We start from the raw sequence: 17204 nt of genomic DNA, 5'->3' as shown, positions 1-17204 counted from the left end.
CTGCGGGGATGAAGTATTTAGCGGGAGTTATTAAATGAGTTTATCTTTTAAGCAAACGACCCTTTATTTGACTTTGCTGTCGATCGGGGGAGGCGTGGGATGGTTGGGGAATCGCTATCTGCAAGGCTCAAACAATCTGGAAACCGGATTGGTTTTGCCAGTAGTGCGCCAGCAAATCCCCCCCTATGCGTCTCCTCCAGTTCAGGAAAATCGGCCGGTCGATCGCAGCAATCCCAATTTTATTGCTGAAGCAGCCGAAAAAGTAGGCCCTGCTGTAGTGCGGATTGACGCATCGAGCAAGGTGGCGAATCAAGTGCCGGAAGCATTCAAAAATCCTTTGTTTCGTCGGTTTTTTGGGGAGAATTTGCCGCAGCCGGAAGAACGAGTCAAGAGAGGTACGGGTTCGGGGTTTATTCTCACTCCTGACGGCCGCATCGTTACTAATGCTCACGTTGTCTCCGGGACGGATACTGTCAAGGTGACGCTCAAAGACGGCCGCGAGTTTGAGGGTAAGGTGCAGGGAGTCGATCCGCTGACGGATGTCGCTGTGGTTAAGATTAATGCTAAGGAACTGCCGCAGGTGGCTTTGGGTCGATCGGACAATATTGTACCGGGACAGTGGGCGATCGCGATCGGCAATCCTTTAGGTCTGGACAATACCGTGACTGTGGGCATTATCAGCGCTACGGGTCGATCGAGTTCCCAAGTCGGCATCCCCGACAAGCGAGTCCGCTTCATCCAAACCGACGCCGCCATCAACCCCGGCAATTCTGGCGGCCCGCTGCTCAACGACCAAGGCGAAGTAATTGGCATCAATACCGCTATCCGCGCGGACGCTCAGGGCTTGGGATTTGCAATTCCGATCGAAACCGCCAAACGAGTTTCCGATCAGTTATTCGCCAAAGGTAAAGCCGAACATCCCTATCTCGGCATTCAAATGGTCAGCTTGACGGCAGCCACCAAGGCAGAACTCAACAAACAGCTCGATAATAATAAAATTACCCTCGATCGAGGCGTAGCCGTGACGCGAGTCGTGGAAAATTCCCCCGCTCAAAAAGCGGACTTGCGCGCCGGAGATGTCATTCAAAAAGTTGACGGAATTGCGGTGAACACTCCCGGGGACGTGCAAGAACGGGTGGAAAGCACGGTTGTGGGCAAAGAACTAGAAGTAGAAATTAACCGTTTGGGTCAAGTTCAGAAAATTACAGTACGTCCGGGTGCTTTTCCCCTATCGGGTAGCCTCGCCGGTGGGTAATACCATTTTCGATTTTCGATTAAAGAATTAAGAATGACTTACTGGATAAGGATTTGGAGCTTATCTACAGTTGCATTCTTTTTTGAAATTGGTATTACTTGCAAGGGTGGAGGATGGAAGATGAATGTGATGCTTTATAGTCCTAGACGCAGCAACCGGGTTTTTTCACCAAAATCCTCGGTGTAGCGCGAGGGATATCCGGTTAAAAACCCGGTTTTTTAATTCCCTGTGCGTCCAGGATTATTGATTTTTTTGAACAACTTTCATCTTTCTGGCTTCCCCAACCCGTCGATCTTTTTACTTGTCTTTGGGAGAGTTTGGTTGAATCGAGCTGGTGCTTGCTAAATTTTCTTCTAGGTGCATCCTCTGCTCCATTTGTCTCAGAAAATAGCCTGTCATCATCGCTGAAGCTAGCAAACCTGCTAAGTTTTCGCGATCCGTGGTAATTTCGACGTTAAAATTTTCTGAAGGCAAGACGCCGACAAGTCCTTGAACGTTATGAGAGATAATTTCTCTGATTTCTGGGCTGGCGGACTTGGCGATGCGGGCTAGAACCTCCGGAGATTGGTGTTGGAGGTACTTGAGCAGTGGATTGACTGCGGTTTGTTGGGCATTGGAACTGTCAAAGTCAGGGTGAAAAACCATTTGGCGATTCTTAATTTCTGGCTTGTTACATTCTACTTTAAACTACTCGTCTTTGCTTGGGTACAAATTTGCCTGAAAGTCAATTTGCAATTGTTTTGGCAGTTGGTCTACTTGAAAGTACCGATGAAATTTATCGGTAACTTGCAACCAATACGATCGCCCCTCAGTCGGGCGCCGTTTGCGGACGAAACCCATTTCTACAAGTTCCTGCACTTGTTGGTAAGCTCCGGAACCTCGCAAGTTAACTAAGTCTGGCTGAGCGATGCCACCTTTGAGGGCGATCGCCGCCAGCGTCCGCAAAGCTCCAACACCTAATTCTGGAGGTATTAAAGTTTGCATTAAACTGGCAAACTCTTCTCTGAGTTGCAGGCTGTATCCCGTGGGGGTTTCGACGACTTCTAATGCACTCTCGCGGCGGGATGAGTCAGACATGAGTTCGATGATGGCGTCTTCGGCCTCGGCTCGATCGCACTTGGCAATCTCGGTAATCTCTGCTATTGAAACTGGCTGACCTTTTAGGTAAAGTATGGCTTCTATCGTTGTGGCTAAGCGAGTCATTTGGGAATTAGTAATTAGGAATTGGGACGTTAAAGTTCGGAAACGACCAGTGTACGGAATTTAACGGATGGATGTTGAGAGAATAAGTCAAGCGTGAAGAAAGAAGAAGGAACCAGCAAAAAACCAACTATCCGTCTATCCGTGACTTCGGGATCGTGAATCAAGGGAATTCGTAAAAAACATTCTCATTACACAATAGATTGATAAGGTCGGTTGTTTATCAAAAAAAGAAAACTCTTTCTGTTTTCAGTTTGTGATTTTACTCCTGGGATTTTTGATTATAAAAATTGCTGTTTTAATCGCCACTTGGGAAATCTAAAATCTAAAATCTAAAATCTAAAATCGCAGGACTGCTATTAGCAATTAGCCGTTAATCAATCTAACTGTCTGCCAGTCAGTTCTACAAAAATATCCTCTAAATTAGAAGGACGAACCATCATCCCCGTCTTATCATCTTTGGCATCCAGATATAAATTAGCTTCTTCCAGAGTAGGGAAAAACTTGTATTCCCAGCGCTCGCCTATTTGTTTCATCACTAACCCTTGACCGTGTTGTTGCCGCAGTTGAGCCAACGTTCCCAGTTGAATTAACTTGCCGCCGTCCATAATGCCGATGCGATCGCACAAATACTCTACCTCATCCATATAATGCGTTGTTAACAGCATTGTCATTCCCTGCTTGTTCAAATCTAAAATAATTTCCCACAATCGGCGCCGCGTTTGCGGGTCTAACCCTACAGTCGGTTCGTCCAAAAATAAGATTTGCGGCTCGTGCAAAAGTGCTCGGGCAATTTGCAACCTCCGCTTCATTCCTCCCGACAAAGTTTTTACTAAATCGTCTCGCCTTTCTGCTAATTCTACATATCCCAACCACTGTTTAATTAACTGTTGCCGTTTGGGGTTTGGGATGTGGTGCATCCGCCCGTGAAACTCCATATTTTCCCATACTGAAAGCTCACTATCAACGCTGATTTGTTGGAGCACGACGCCTATGCACTGTTTCACTTGCAAGCTTTGCCGCATCACGTCATATCCAGCTACCTGGATTTGACCGCTGCTGGGCTTAGTCAGGGTAGTCAGCATCCGAATTGTGGTCGATTTTCCGGCACCGTTGGGGCCTAGAAGCCCGAACATTTCTCCGGCTTCAATCGTGAACGAAAGGTCATTGACAACGGGGATTTTGTTGTAAATCTTACAGGCGTTTTGCAGGGAAACAGAGACAGACATAGGTATTTCGGTATAATTTAGAGGAAACAAAGCTCTTTCTTCTCAGTCATATCATGTCCGGTAAATTAACCACAATACTTCTTGGGGAGGTTTCACCAACAATCTGTAATTCACATCCACAATATTTATAAACCAGCCCCAACCGGGCGACAAAATTTTATAACGGGCAATTCAACAGACATGATATCATTCCTGGACGCAGAAGCGGGGTTCGCTCTACTAAAATCTCTAGTCATCTCCATCGGTACTGATACCAGAAAAACCCAGTTGATCGGCTATTTGTGCAGGAGTTTTTGTAGTTTAACTAATCTGAGTGCGATCTGCAGGTAGAAAAATGATTTTTTTACAGCTTGCAGCACCCACTTATTGCGGTTGAGTTAAATCAGGTCTCAATTCCATCATCCGGCTGTCGAATTTGCGCCCTGCTTCGCTAATCGTAATAGTCGGTTTAGTGTCGTCGAGATATATAGTTGCCATAACAACCCCTATTTGCCCCCGTCGAAACAGCGCCAGATCGCAATTCATGGGTATATTTTCTACTTTTCCTTGACTTCTCCACCCAGCCGATACCTCGCCAATCTTGTCTTGCAAAGTTAAAGCGGCGGGAGGATTGAACTGCAATTCCTTGTTATCGTTTAAACCTTGAGAGAATGCTTTTGCAAAAAGCCCTTCACCGCTTGCTCGATCGAACATAGCTTGTAGGGTTGGCTCTGACAGTTGCACTGTAAATCCTATCAGCAATTGGAGTTCAAACAGCTTGCTATTATCGATTTTTTGGTACGCAAAGATGCTGGCTGGCTTAAATTGACGACCCTGGCTGAGTTGATTTCTTAAACTTGCCACATAGTCAGATGACATCTCTGTAAAACCTGGGGGGAGGTCTTGTAAAGTCAGGACTAGGCTGGACAAGTCCGCTGCGGGATCTGCAATATCTGCAGACAGAATATGGCTGCGATCGATCGCTGGACTTGCGATCGAGACTTCGCCAAATCTACTGCCCAATGCAGCAGTAATTAGCAAACAGGCCAATAACACAAATTTTTTTTTCATTATTTTACCCTGTTGCTATTACCCATTACCAATCTCTACATCACTCTAGCCCAAGGCGCTGTCTTTTATTCCGCTGCTTCTAATTCCTCTAGTTCTTGCGTAGACTGCCATCCAGCTTGCCAGAGCGATCGGTCTTTGAGCTGTGCGGCGTTCAGCCAAAAACGGACATTTGGATCGCAAGCCGCCACCATTTCTGCAAATACCCATTTACCCTCATTTTTTCGGTTAACTACTTGGAAGTGTCGCCACCCCCAAGTTTTTTGGTGTGAAGTCCATCGGGAACCCACTAAATAAGGAAATTTTTGTTTCTTCGGCACAGTATTTTCGTTGACAAATATATTAGAAAGCAAGTTAATTGTAATAACTCCTTCTGTTTGATGATATTAATTCCCTATCAAAACTCGTCTAATCCAATCCTCTCTCCCTCCCCTCTAGAACATAACAGACAATGTAGAGGCGCTGCAGCTTACATCAGAGTTCACCTAAACTCTATCTGCAAGTAGATGCGTTTATTGTAAGTTGCAGTAGTTTTGCCTCGGCTTTCAAAAGTAAGGGCAGTTCAATGACTGCCCCTGTAATTAGTTATACCTATTGAATAGGGATGATTTTTCACTCGATCCACAAATAGGAAATTTATGCAGCACGAGCTAAATCGTGAATCTCAAATCTAAAAGCAAATAACCCAGGTTATAGTTGTGCACAATAATCCGTTCTGTGAAACTTACTCAAATCTACTTTTCTAGCAGGTTTGACCTTCACTTCCTGCTTCTGCCAAAGCGGTCGGCCGCTTCTTGTCCGCAGGCGTCTTTTCGAGCCCAACTCTCCTTACAAACATTTTTTCAATCTTAATCGTGTTTCATTGATCCTGTACAGCTCAATAAAAAAGCACTTTTAGGAAAGATTGACTAATTTTTTTCATTCTGTCGTCACCCTTTGATTACTTCCTTGTTAAGGCTTTTGGCCCGATAAATCCAGAGGAAGTTGGGGTAGCCGGAGGCGAACCGCATTTGTTTGCAGCCAGAGAGTGATGGCGTGCTTCCGCTGAGGAGTCACGTACTCTCCGGGTCTGATCACGCCAGCACAGACGCCGATGTTCTTAATAAGGGTCTCTCGCTCCGATGAACTTGCACCCTGTAGCAACCTGACTTGGGCTTTGATAAAATCCACGTTCATAGCTGAAAGTAAAAGTAACTAAAGAACTCAGTTAAATAGCGATGCTTTGTTTCCAAGTGTAACCCTAAAACCCTTTGGTACGAATCAAATTGATTCAACATCCCCAGGATGGGGATCGGGGCCTCTAGAGCTAGCCAACTTTATTTACTTTATCTGTTTTTGTTAGCAAAAGTGTCACTATGCTAGCAATTTTGGCAGAATTATTCATAGTTAAGAACTGTTACAAATTTGGCTCGTTCCCCACAATACGGCAGAGTTTAGTGCTAATGCTACTTTCGTGAATTCAAAAAGTTTAGCATTGTCTCCAACTCCTTGCCTTCTTAGGTTTTACCATCCTCCATCGGGAAGCGATCGCTCGCCGAACATTCCTCTTCGATCGCCCCTCTTAACACTCAGACACAACCACCTCACCCTATTGATTTAGATCTGCCCGTAGGTCTCACTGTGGGCTATAACTTCAGGCATACGTGTTGTTGCCTGGGCTACCATAAGCGAGCAAGTTTTTATTCTTGTTTCTCAATGATATATTTTTTTGCTAGTCTTGCAAAGCCCTTATTTGTGTTAATTAAGTCACCTTTGTGATGTCCAGGCCAATTAAGAGTCGCAGCTTGCGAATCCTGATTTTTTGGGCTGTGTGGCGGTGAATCTGTTTTCTGAATTCATTGCGGGCGATCGTTCGTCGGCTAGAATTGCCAGTAACGGCTCAATTTGTATAATTCATAACAGATCCGTCAATGCTAATAATTTTAAAAAAGCACCAGTTTAAACAGTCTTCCATCCGTTGATATCTCCTAATAGCCTCAAAAGAACGGTAAAAAAAATCAATTTTACCTGCCCGCGTTCTCAAGTCGATTTTGCATTCGAGTTGGTGTATGATAGCCATTAAATATCGCCCAATTTGCAGGTTACTAAAGTTGAAATTAAATACTAATTAACCGGATAAGGTGAAGTGATAAAACACAACATTTAACTATTTTAATTACAAATTAAAATTCACTCATTGAGGACTTGTGCATCAACGTTTTTCGTTAAAAAAGTATTCCTAAAGCCATCCTTATGGTAAAAAAAATAGTTTTTTGATTGTGGAGGGGTGAGTTTATGAAGATCCTGGACGTGGATTAAAGATATTAATTAACCCGCCCCTAGGATATTTTTTACCTAGAAAAACAATCTATCGCACAGCATATAAAATCCCAGAGCGCAGGATTTGCGGAGGGGAAAGGGTGAATAAAATTATTGGTTTTAAATTATGGATATGTGTCCTCTCGCAGTGTCAAGAGGTATCGAGCGAGCGACCTATCTGGGCTTTGTAGCTAAGATAATTTCCCGGTGGAAAACCGGGAAATTATCAACTAAATCAACCTTTTTTCTGGCCTTGCAGCTTAGTTTTCCAATTGGCGATATTCTTCTGAGCCTGCTGATAGCTCTTAGTACCGGACGGCACAAGCGAAGCAGCTTCAACTGCCTCTTTCAGCTTTCCTTGAGAGCCGCGCAACTGAGCAATTTTGAGAATACTTTCGCTCCACTCTCCAATCAACTGCTGAGCTTCTTCATACTTCGGCTGACCGGGCTCAATTTTATTAGCTTGCTGGATGCCTTGACTGTAAGAAGAGGCAACCCCCCGCTTAATTTGACCCTTAGCAGCCGATAGCAAAGCAACATTTACGTTCTGGTCTTTGGATAGCTCCTCCCACTGAGCGATCGCCTCTTTCGACTGATTGTAAACAGGCTTATTGACATCCGGCATCAATTTAGCCGCCCCGATCGCTCCCTGGAAATCGCCCCGAGTAGCCCGCCCGTTAGCTATATCCAAAATCGTTAAACTCCAGCGCTCAATATCCTGCTGAGCCTGTGGGTAAAGCGGATCGCTAGCGGGAATCGTTCGAGCCTTAGCCACCGCCTTATTAAAACTAGAAACCGAACCATCCTTGAGAAAAGTTTTCGCCTCAGCCCACACCTGCTGGCTCGATGGCGGCTGCTTGGTTCCAGTTCCTGCTTGCACCGCCCGCGGTTGGTTCTCCGACACCCCAGCACCAGCAGATTTTTGAGATCCAGAGTTTTGGCCATTTTGAGCAGCCGATCGGGGATCTCCTTCCTGTTGACCGATAAAAATTGATTTGTTCGTCAGAAAAACACCCAACAGCAGCACCAAAGCAGTAGCAGAGCTCCACAAAATTAGCTGTTGCAAAAAAGACTTATCCGACCCGCCGTTATCCTCATTCTCCGGCTTTTGCAAGTTCGGTCGATCGCCCCCCCGATCTGCAGCGCCCACAGCATTCGGTTGCGACACAGGCGGCATCTCAACCGACGAATCCTGAGCGTTGCGAACTGCCGGAGGCAGATCCATTCGAGCCGTAGCCGTCGCCATTTCTGGGCGATCGAAGCCATCAGCCGTATTAACCGCCATATTGCCATTGCGTCCTGCCAATACAGCAGTTTGCACTCCAGAAGCATCCGGCAAAATCACCAAATTAGCCTTTCCTGGAGGATTCACCACCATCAAAGGTTCTTGTTTAGGACGCAAATGGTGGTCGCACAGCTCCGGCAGCCGATCGCTCAAAAAACGGTCTAAACCCTTAAGAGTCATGCACTGTCCCGAGCGCAGCCCCTCCAAAAGCGCCGTTGTAAAAAACCCCTGACGCAAAGCCGAAGTTTCCCGCGAAACTTGATTCGGGCGGCAAGAAAGCACAGTCGGAATTTCCAGTTCCCGCGCCAGCTCGGCCGTTTGAGAGCCGATCGTGTCCCCCGCTTTCACAGTCTGGCTGCGGTTCATATCAACCAGCACCAACACTGTTTCGGTAGGAGCGTTTTTCAGAGTATTCAACAGCAACTCTACCGGAATCCCGGTACCCGGAATGTCAGCCGGATTGCCATCAACCGGCATCAAATAATCCTTGCCTTCATAGCTGACACCGTAGCCGCTAAAAAAACACCAGAGTAAATCTCCATGTTGCAGATGTTCAGCGCAGAGGCTTTGAGTCAACCTCAGAATATTTTCCCGATTCGGATATGTAGATTGACCCCACAACGACGGCGAGCTATCGGTCATGAGCAGACATCCATCCGGCGCAAAACCCGCCTCCTCAGTCAAAAAACCGTACAGTGCCTCTGCATCCTCTTGGGCATAACTCAAAGGCTGGAGTAACTGATATTGATTGATGCCTATTGCAATACAAGCGTGATGTTTCATCTCCATATGCCCTATATATATAGTGGACAGCTTGCACAAAACGATAACACATAGCCGTTTAAGGTTATACCCACTTTCGCCCGCAGTCAGATACCAGTTGTCCGAAGGCCAAAGTCCCAACAAGCGCCCAAATTTAGCATCCTACAATTTAAAATATTTATATTGCAGTAAAAAATTATACCCTGTGTCTGCCTTTAGAAAAATGACGTTAAATTGGATACACAGGCCAGTCTATTTGACTCTTTTTTTCTGAAAACTAGACCAAAAAGGAATAACCCGCCAATGATCTCTATAGCCCAAAAAGAAATCTCCGCCCCCAGCGAATCGCTACTGAAGCAAAAGCATCCTAAAACTCACAGCCACTATAGGTTCCAGGATTTTTTTTCCTTCGATAACCAAATAGGTACAATTAACGACTGGAATAAGTCGCGCAACATTTTTACCAGCGAAGACTTCATTATCGGTTTGGTGGAGGGACTCGAAGAAGAAGTAGGCCCGGCTTCCTCTGTCATAATGTATACTATTGGTTGCCATTGGGGGCTGCAAGATTCTGAATTTTTTCAAAAATGGTTTAGTGCCGAATTCAACCAGAACATCCGCCAGTCAAATCTCCTGTTTCTGCTAGAAACTTGGTGGTGGCCTTTCACTGCTCAAGGTTGGGGTCGCTGGGAAGTTGACATGAGCGATCGCAAACACGGCTGCATCTTCATCAATATCTTTGACTCAGCAGTTGCTCGCACTTTGGGCGACGTAGGCAAACCGGTTTGTCACCTATATGCCGGTTTGTTCGCCGGTTTCTTCGGATCTCTAGTCAAAAAGCCTCTGAGCTGCATAGAACTCCAATGTTACTCAATGGGAGAAACATATTGCAAGTTCCTGCTCGGCAACCCTGATAAAATTGATGCAGCAGCATTCTGGCTCAACGAAGGTGCCAACGCCCGCGATATTCAAACTCGACTGCAACACGGTGAAATATTGCGGTAAACAACAACGTGGAAAGGCACATCCCCTGCCCTGCCTTTCCTCCCACTAATTTCGCGATCGATAGTGCGATGGTGGGCCTCTCCAGGCAGGAAGAAAGATGAAAAGTCAAACTTCATGGTTGGACAAGTCTGTCCAAGACTTCTTTAGTCACTATAATTGGTTGGGAAAACCTTTAGAAACCCCAAATGGCTCGGCCCCCGGTCAAGTTATGACTTTAACCCAGCCAGTAGCAGACTTTTTTCAAGCTATTTCTTGGGAAGGAATTCCCGAAGTAGGCGCCCTACCTCTACCGCCACCCTTGCCAGTAATTTCTATTTCTGAACCAGCCGAAGTCACCATTGATGATCTATTCGACCTGTTTTAATCTGTGCGGGAAATGGAAAACAAAAAATATGGCAATCCCTCATCTCTCATCTTTCATATCTCCTCTCTCAAAATCCCTCCGTTAAATCGGTTAAATCCCGTACACTGCTCGTTGCCGAACTTCCTTCTTTATATCAATTACCGATTACCACTTAATTAAAATCATGCACCCTGAGATTGAGGCGCTGCTGGATCAGGCAGAAAACCGCTTTTTAAAAGGCGAAGAACTTATAGCTTTTAAGCGTCAAGCTGCAACTCTTGCCCAGCGCTTAAAAATTTACGAATTTTTGCGAGATAAGGAAGCAAGCATCTTCCAACCAGTAGCAGACAAGCTACAAGAAACATTCCCCGACGAAAAACAAGAAACCTTAGAACGATCGCTCAAACACTGGGTGTTAGTATTGCGGTATTGCGCTATGGCTATGCTGCTGAACGATCGAAATTTTCTAGAACAGCGCCTCCTAGATTGGCTTTCCGGCATAGTCGAAGCCCACCAAACTCAAAAGCTCGAAGCAACTGTTTGCGATCTGCTGCAAACTCGTTTAAAAGAACTGCTTTCCGAGCAAGCCAGGGCTATATTACAGCCATTTTTAGACCAAGCGCAGTCAATTGTGATTGACCAAGGTAATAAATAATAAGCAAATTCCCAATTCCCAATTCCCAATTCCTAATTCCCGATGATTAATATTGCCGACTTGCTCAAACAGCCCCGACTCCCTGGAAACTACTTTGCCAGCGATGCCTACGTCCGAGGCGACCTCGAACTCGGCTTGCTCGAAAACCGCCGGGGCGATCGACTCATAGCGCTCCCAGAAACACTGATTCAAGCGATTTATATCGGCTTAGAAAAAGAAACTGGTCAAGCCTCCCGCCTCGTGCTTTTCAACTGCGGTCGCTGGTGGGGTAAAAACTTCTACGTGCGTTTTTGCGAAGAAGTCAGCGAATACTACGGTCAGCCAGTTTCTGAAATGGAAATGGTACAATTTCTTCAGTCCTTGCAACAGTGCTGGAAAACTCACGGATGGGGAACACTTGAACTGGACCCCAGCTATTCCGAACAGGGATTTTTAATAGTAAAAACTGCTAACTCTCTTTTTGCCAAAACAGCCCCCAAGTCTAAGCAGCCAGCCTGTTTTCTAGAAGCAGGTATTTTAAGTTCGTTCTTTAGTCAGCTTACAGGTCGAGAACTCCACTGCCTGCAAACCTCGTGCGAATCCTTGGGTTCGGACTGCAATCGCTTTATTTTAGGGCTGCGCGATCGCCTCCAACCAGCAGATATTTTCCTCGAAGAAGGACAAGAACACGAAGCTATTATCAGTCAACTTTCCCAAAAAAATTGACTTCTTTGACAGCTATTAGCAACAAACTAATAGCTGTCAAATCGATAGCTACCCAGCCATTAAATCCACCATTATCAAAACTGTGAGTTAAATTATAAAAAAGCTAAAGAGTTGGCAAATCCGATTTTAGCTATTTAAAGAAAACCAGATTATAACTAGGAGCTAGAGAATTCATAACTTATCCTAGAAACTCATAAAATTTAAAAGCAATCACAACCTAAAACATTTTGCTAGAACTTAATGGACGCCAACGAACTTCTAAATCGATATGCAGCCGGCGAAAGAGATTTTAGACTGGCAAATCTGCGCGGCATTGTCTTGAGTCCGATCGATTTATACCGTTCCAGCGATGCCCCAACTCTCATCTTGGCAAACCTCAACCAACACCAGCACCGACCCTACTTAATCGGTGCTAACCTCAGCGGTGCAGACCTCACCAAAGCCCATCTGAGCCGAGCCAACCTCAGCAAAGCTGACCTCAGCGGAGCCAATCTCACCGGCGCCAACCTCATGGCAGCAAGTCTCAGCGGAGCCAATCTCACCGGCGCCAATCTCACCGGCGCCAACCTCGCCGGATGTCACCTGAATTGGGCAAATCTGACCGGAGCAATTCTCCCCAATGCCAATCTTATAGGTGCAGATATGAGCGCCGCCAACCTCACCAAAGCCGTTCTCAGCGGGGCAAATCTAAGTAAAGCTTATCTGATTAAAGCCAATCTCAACGGGGCCAATTTCAAAGATGCCTGCTTAAGTTTAGCGAGTCTCAAAGAGGCAGACTTGACCGAAGCACAGCTCACCGGAGCTGAATTGTTCAAAGCCAACCTAGCCGGAGCCAACTTAACCCGTGCTAACCTCAGCAAAGCCAAGCTATTGCAAGCTAACCTCAGGCGAACTAACTTCACTCAAGCCTATTTAAACGGCGCGTGCTTGAGCGAATCAGACCTCAGCGAAGCTTGCTTGGATAGAGCCAATTTGTGCAAAGCAGACCTGAGCAAAACCTACCTGAGAAATATTACTTTGAATGGCTGCCATTTAAGCGGTATCAACCTCAGCGGGGCCGACCTCAGCGGTGTAGACTTAAGCCGCAAACTTTTAACTGGAATTAATATGGCAGAGGCATTGTTGAACGAAGCCAACTTGAGCGGTGCTTATCTGATGGAAGCTAACTTGAGCGGGGCTAACCTCAGCAAAGCCAACTTGAGCCTAGCTTATCTGATCAATGCCGACCTTTCTAATTCTTGCCTGCTGGAAATTGACTTGAGCAAAGCTAACCTGAGTAAAGCCAACTTGCAGAAAGCTGACTTGACAGGAGCCAACCTCCGGGGAGCCATTCTCACGGAGGCGGATTTGAGGGGAGTGCAGTTGATTGGAGCCACTCTTCCTAACGGCACAGTTTATCGCCATTAACCTGTCAAGCCCCTTGATTATTTGCCGAGTAAAGTGCGGTTGTTGTCCAGAATCGGAAAAAATAAGTTCCTTTCTTCCACAGTGAGATATTGTTTGAGTACCTTTTTCATTACGTCGTAGGTCACGGTCGCAGTATTGCGAACTTGAACAGCGCCTAAAATAGTTTGCAACCAAAGCAGGAGCCGATCGCGCAACCGTTCAGTATCGTTAATCAACATTGCTGCAGCCGAATGCCTCAACACCTGCACAATATCTCCACGGCACTTTTGGGTCACATCTTGAGTCCCCCGGCGAAATAAATTAGGGTCGAGAGACTGCATTTGTGCTTCCACTTGTTGCATAATTTCTGCTTCAGACGCTTGAATTTTTTTATAAGCACTGATCCGGTGATTCAAAGACTGAAAGTAGTCTTTCAAAAATAGGAGTTCTTCAGCACTGGCGTAGCGTCCGTCTGCTTCCGTGCTCAAACGCGCAAGTTGGCTCAACATAGATTTTGCTCTACTACTAAAATACAAACATATCAGTTTTAAGCTTCTTTTGTCCGAACTAAATACTGTCCTACTTGGAAGCGGGTTTCATTAAGCTGTGTAACGATCGAACGAGTAATTAACTTTCCCGATTCTACAACTACTTTACCCGTAATTGGGTGTAATAAATCTTGCTGAGCCCGACGGCCGATCAGAGCTTCGACATTTTCAATAGCATTAATGTACATCCCCGCAGGCAACTGTACAACCACACCCTCGCCCATAATTTGAGCCTGACAAGCAAGTCGCGAATTGGCTTTAGCTGTAGTAATGACTTCCAACGTCCTCCTCTCGCGGCGGTTCATGTCAGACAAGCCTTCCATGCCTTCTTTAATGTAAACGTGGCAGGTAGCGCACATTCCCCGCCCCCCGCATTCCTTGAGAACGTCTAAGTCTTTGGAAAGTAAGGCAGACAGGATATTCGACCGGGTTTCAACTGCCATTTCCTCCGCAATTGGATCTAGTTTAATAATTTTAACCATATTGATTTTTGTTCCTGTCAAGTTCAGTATTTAGCAAGTAGGATCAACATATTCATGGCCAATCAAAATTGGGCTAACACTCAAAAAGGTTAAGATGGCTTGACCACAGCATAGGCTTCTGGCTTTCTAACCCCGATTGTATAACCGTGCTTCTGTTTTTGTTATCGCTGTTTCGTCGCCCCGATTCCCAAGCTTAGCCTTGAAAAGCTAAAACCTTAGATTGTTCCTTGACTGTCTTGAAAAAACTGTAATAGTCGCGATCGACTAAAATAGCAGCCACAGGTAGTTCCATATCTGGCACCCTAATCTGGCAAGATTGATAGTGATTCCGAGACTCAAGGATTTTAGTAGGTGCGACTGTGCGATCGCTCTCAAGGAGACTGAGAATGAACCTGAGATAACATAGGCTGTACCTGGCGAGCAATTCAAAAATTTGAATTTTTGTCAGAATTATTTACATATTTTAATACTAGCTCAAGCTTTTTCTATAATTAGACCGATGCAACATTCTAAGTACCGCATTTTAGGGCTAGTCGGACAAGGACAATTTGGTCGAGTCTTTTGTGCCAGCGTTCGAGAAGCTCCCGCCCAGGACTCCCGCCTCACCAGCCAACTGGTTGCTCTCAAAGAACTTAGTCATCAAAAAGCCCCAACTAGCGAATTCTTGCGAGAGCTGTGGTTTCTGATCACCTTGCAGCACCCGAATATTGTTACCTGCCGAGCTCTAGAACACACAGCTACAGGCAGGTACTTGGTTATGGACTACTGCGAGGGAGGAACCCTCCGCAACCTGCTCAAACAAGACCGCCCCTTGCGTCTGCTCGAAGGTTTGCAGCTAGTCATGGAAGTTTTAGCAGGCTTAGACTACGCCCACCGCCGAGGCGTAGTTCACTGCGACATCAAACCCGAAAATATCCTCCTAACTTTAGGAGCAAAAGGTTGGTCGCCCCGGCTTTCTGACTTTGGCATCGCGCGTCGGCTGCCAGAAATTGGTACCACTCGCCTCCACCAAGAAATTTCTCCCGACGCTACCGTAGGTTCCCCTGCTTACATGGCCCCAGAGAGGTTTTACGGTCTTTACTCTCCCATGTCAGATATATATGCAGTTGGAATTTTGCTGTTTGAGTTGCTAATGGGCTACCGTCCTTTCGGCGGAACCCCCGGAGACTTGAGGTGGGCGCACCTGAATCAACGCTTGCAATTTCCTGACGCCATCCCCGAACCTTTGCAAGCAATAGTCAAAAAATCTTTAGAAAAGCTGCCAGCCCGCCGTTTTGCCAGTGCTTCCCAAATGGCTCAAGCTCTGCGGCTGATCATGTACGACCCCGCTGTCAGACAATTGGGCGACTGCGTTATTCCCTGGGAAAATTCCACAACCAGTGGTGATAAAAGTCTCAAGTCGGAAACTGAGTCTTTAGTGGAGGTTGAAGAGGAAAAAGCATCACAGTCGGCTATTAATTTACTTCGGACTGTGCGCTATTCGCTTTCGCAGCCAAAGCCAGTGATACTTCCTGCACCGTTGACCGCTTTAATTGGCACTGAAACGTATCTCTATGCTGCTGTAGGTACAGAGGTGAAGGTTTGGTCTCAGCCGGGAAAACAGCTAGTTACAGGAGAAATGTCTATTTCTATTTCATTAATGCCGGAAATCGTGCGCGGCATTTTACCTGTTTCCCACGGCTGCTGCGTTCTCACTCCGCAAAAACTTTACTGGCTCAATAATCGCTCTTGGGAACCTCAGTGCCTGCTGGATATGGGTTTTAGGCAAGGCCCAGATGCTTTTAAAGCTGCTGTTGACTCTCACGGCAACTGGTTGACAGTAGCGGTTCCCGGCGAACTGCGTTTTTATTCTTTAGCGGGAAACAGCACTGCGGGTGATGGGGAAAAAGCCCTGAAGTTGATCGCTACTGTGCCGTTACCAGAACACTATTTACCAGAATTAATTTTTTTGGATCGGCGACACGTCTTAGCAGTTTGGCCGGACAACGAACCAAAAAATCCCCAAACTATTTTTAGAGTTTACACTCGGCGCGGCACGCCGGTGGGTTCTGTGCGGTTGTCTGCCAGCGTCGGACAGATCCTGTTGACACCTGAGCCTTATACTTTGCTGGGAATTCCCCAAGGTGGTAAAGCGGCGGTGCTGTTGATGAAATTGTGGCCGCTCAAGGTAGCGCGAATTCCCCTTGAAAGTTTGCCCGTGTCTGCTTGTGTGGCTAATTGGGGATGGGTATTGGCAGATGTTGGGGGGCAGATAGAAGTGTTAAACAGTCAAGGGATTCAAGTAGGGAATTTTAGCAGCCCCGCCTCACCCCGGGCGATCGCTCCTTGGGGGAATAGAGGTTTGGTGATTGCTGTCAATACTGAGGAAGAGAGTCACTTGCACTTTTTAGATGTAGATGTAGATGTTGAGGAGACTAACTCGCGATCGATCATCCAAGGCTGATAACAGGGGGTAACGGTCGGTGTTTCGGGGTTGCCCTAATTAATGAGAGTGTCGTTGCGGGCGATCGATCTAAGCATTGGCTTTGGCATCTTCCCCCAAAGGCGATGGAGTAAGGTGGGTTACAGAACCGTACCCTGTGGCGATCGCTTTGTGAAAAAGGACTAGCACGCGTGGGCTCATCGCCTCAATTGCAGACCCAACGTTCCCTGATTCAAGTCCAGCGAAGGCAGAGACTAATTATCGAGGACTCAGATTCAGCAACTACCAAATTGTGTAATAGTAAACCGCGCCCTGCAGCCTCACATTCTCACAAAAGCCTGAGCTCTGAGTAAGTCTCACGATCTTTGAGCTCTGAAAGATTTTAAATACCATTGATGACAGACCCGGCCAAAAACCGTATTTGGGGGTCAAGAAGCAGCCCCAAGCCATAAAGAGGAGTCAGCCAGGGGATGATCCAGCGCGGTGTAAGAGCCAAAACCCTGATGGTGTATGGCTTCCCAAAAAACTTTAAAATATTTTGGCAAAACGCTTGACAACTCTGGGGAGAGTTGATACATTAAT

At 46.3% G+C, this 17204-nt stretch carries 16 protein-coding genes; 7 read left to right on the top strand and 9 right to left on the bottom strand.

Annotation, left to right across the window (positions count from 1 at the left end):
• Positions 1–34: 34 nt before the first annotated feature.
• A complete protein-coding gene (locus QUA20_RS22065) occupies positions 35–1255 on the top strand; it encodes an HhoA/HhoB/HtrA family serine endopeptidase (RefSeq protein ID WP_333191153.1) in 1221 nt (406 codons plus the stop codon).
• A gap of 297 nt (positions 1256–1552) precedes the next feature.
• Here QUA20_RS22065 and QUA20_RS22060 read toward each other — a convergent pair whose 3' ends face one another.
• The 7 genes from QUA20_RS22060 to QUA20_RS22030 all read right to left on the bottom strand — a co-directional run bounded on the left by QUA20_RS22060 (position 1553) and on the right by QUA20_RS22030 (position 9097).
• The gene (locus tag QUA20_RS22060; RefSeq protein WP_172188992.1) at positions 1553–1900 is read right to left on the bottom strand and encodes a DUF760 domain-containing protein; all 348 of its coding nucleotides are present in this window, start codon (positions 1898–1900) and stop codon (positions 1553–1555) included.
• Positions 1901–1942: 42 nt separating this feature from the next.
• Complete coding sequence (gene scpB, locus QUA20_RS22055) at positions 1943–2458, bottom strand: SMC-Scp complex subunit ScpB (protein ID WP_333191152.1); 516 nt, start codon at positions 2456–2458, stop codon at positions 1943–1945.
• A 374-nt stretch (positions 2459–2832) separates the two neighbouring features.
• Positions 2833–3684: an ABC transporter ATP-binding protein gene (locus QUA20_RS22050; RefSeq protein WP_333191151.1), complete on the bottom strand. Its 852-nt coding sequence runs from the start codon at positions 3682–3684 to the stop codon at positions 2833–2835.
• Positions 3685–4047: 363 nt separating this feature from the next.
• Positions 4048–4734: a hypothetical protein gene (locus QUA20_RS22045; protein WP_333191150.1), complete on the bottom strand. Its 687-nt coding sequence runs from the start codon at positions 4732–4734 to the stop codon at positions 4048–4050.
• Positions 4735–4799: 65 nt separating this feature from the next.
• Positions 4800–5051, bottom strand: coding sequence for a TIGR02450 family Trp-rich protein (locus QUA20_RS22040; RefSeq protein ID WP_172189000.1), 252 nt, complete (start codon positions 5049–5051; stop codon positions 4800–4802).
• 631 nt (positions 5052–5682) lie between these two features.
• Positions 5683–5907: a hypothetical protein gene (locus QUA20_RS22035; protein ID WP_006635912.1), complete on the bottom strand. Its 225-nt coding sequence runs from the start codon at positions 5905–5907 to the stop codon at positions 5683–5685.
• Positions 5908–7264: 1357 nt separating this feature from the next.
• Positions 7265–9097, bottom strand: coding sequence for a peptidase C14 (locus tag QUA20_RS22030; RefSeq protein WP_333191149.1), 1833 nt, complete (start codon positions 9095–9097; stop codon positions 7265–7267).
• A 282-nt stretch (positions 9098–9379) separates the two neighbouring features.
• Between QUA20_RS22030 and QUA20_RS22025 the strand changes: the two genes are divergently transcribed.
• From QUA20_RS22025 to QUA20_RS22005, 5 genes are all read left to right on the top strand, one after another.
• Positions 9380–10081, top strand: coding sequence for a V4R domain-containing protein (locus QUA20_RS22025; protein ID WP_333191148.1), 702 nt, complete (start codon positions 9380–9382; stop codon positions 10079–10081).
• Between the two features lie 97 nt (positions 10082–10178).
• Positions 10179–10445 carry a hypothetical protein gene (locus tag QUA20_RS22020; RefSeq protein ID WP_333191147.1) on the top strand — a complete coding sequence of 89 codons (267 nt, stop codon included), beginning with the start codon at positions 10179–10181 and terminating at the stop codon, positions 10443–10445.
• Between the two features lie 163 nt (positions 10446–10608).
• Positions 10609–11079: a phycobilisome protein gene (locus QUA20_RS22015; protein WP_333191146.1), complete on the top strand. Its 471-nt coding sequence runs from the start codon at positions 10609–10611 to the stop codon at positions 11077–11079.
• Positions 11080–11121: 42 nt separating this feature from the next.
• Positions 11122–11784, top strand: coding sequence for a V4R domain-containing protein (locus QUA20_RS22010; RefSeq protein WP_333191145.1), 663 nt, complete (start codon positions 11122–11124; stop codon positions 11782–11784).
• A gap of 240 nt (positions 11785–12024) precedes the next feature.
• Complete coding sequence (locus QUA20_RS22005; protein WP_333191144.1) at positions 12025–13191, top strand: pentapeptide repeat-containing protein; 1167 nt, start codon at positions 12025–12027, stop codon at positions 13189–13191.
• A 17-nt stretch (positions 13192–13208) separates the two neighbouring features.
• On the opposite strand, the gene QUA20_RS22000 is transcribed toward QUA20_RS22005, so the two are convergent.
• Together QUA20_RS22000 and QUA20_RS21995 are read right to left on the bottom strand one after the other, a co-directional pair.
• A complete protein-coding gene (locus QUA20_RS22000) occupies positions 13209–13679 on the bottom strand; it encodes a phycobilisome protein (protein WP_333191143.1) in 471 nt (156 codons plus the stop codon).
• Between the two features lie 38 nt (positions 13680–13717).
• Positions 13718–14200 (bottom strand): 2Fe-2S iron-sulfur cluster-binding protein, encoded by a 483-nt coding sequence (locus tag QUA20_RS21995; RefSeq protein WP_172192644.1) that lies wholly within the window; start codon positions 14198–14200, stop codon positions 13718–13720.
• Positions 14201–14699: 499 nt separating this feature from the next.
• On the opposite strand from QUA20_RS21995, the gene QUA20_RS21990 reads away from it, so the two are divergent.
• On the top strand, positions 14700–16643 hold the full coding sequence (locus tag QUA20_RS21990) for a serine/threonine-protein kinase (RefSeq protein ID WP_333191142.1): 1944 nt from the start codon (positions 14700–14702) through the stop codon (positions 16641–16643).
• Positions 16644–17204: the final 561 nt, after the last annotated feature.

Origin of the sequence: Microcoleus sp. Pol7_A1 (genome assembly GCF_036701085.1) — a bacterium.
Lineage (GTDB): Bacteria > Cyanobacteriota > Cyanobacteriia > Cyanobacteriales > Microcoleaceae > Microcoleus > Microcoleus asticus.
Note: the sequence above shows the minus strand (reverse complement) of the source record. Positions and strands in the feature narration are given on the sequence as shown.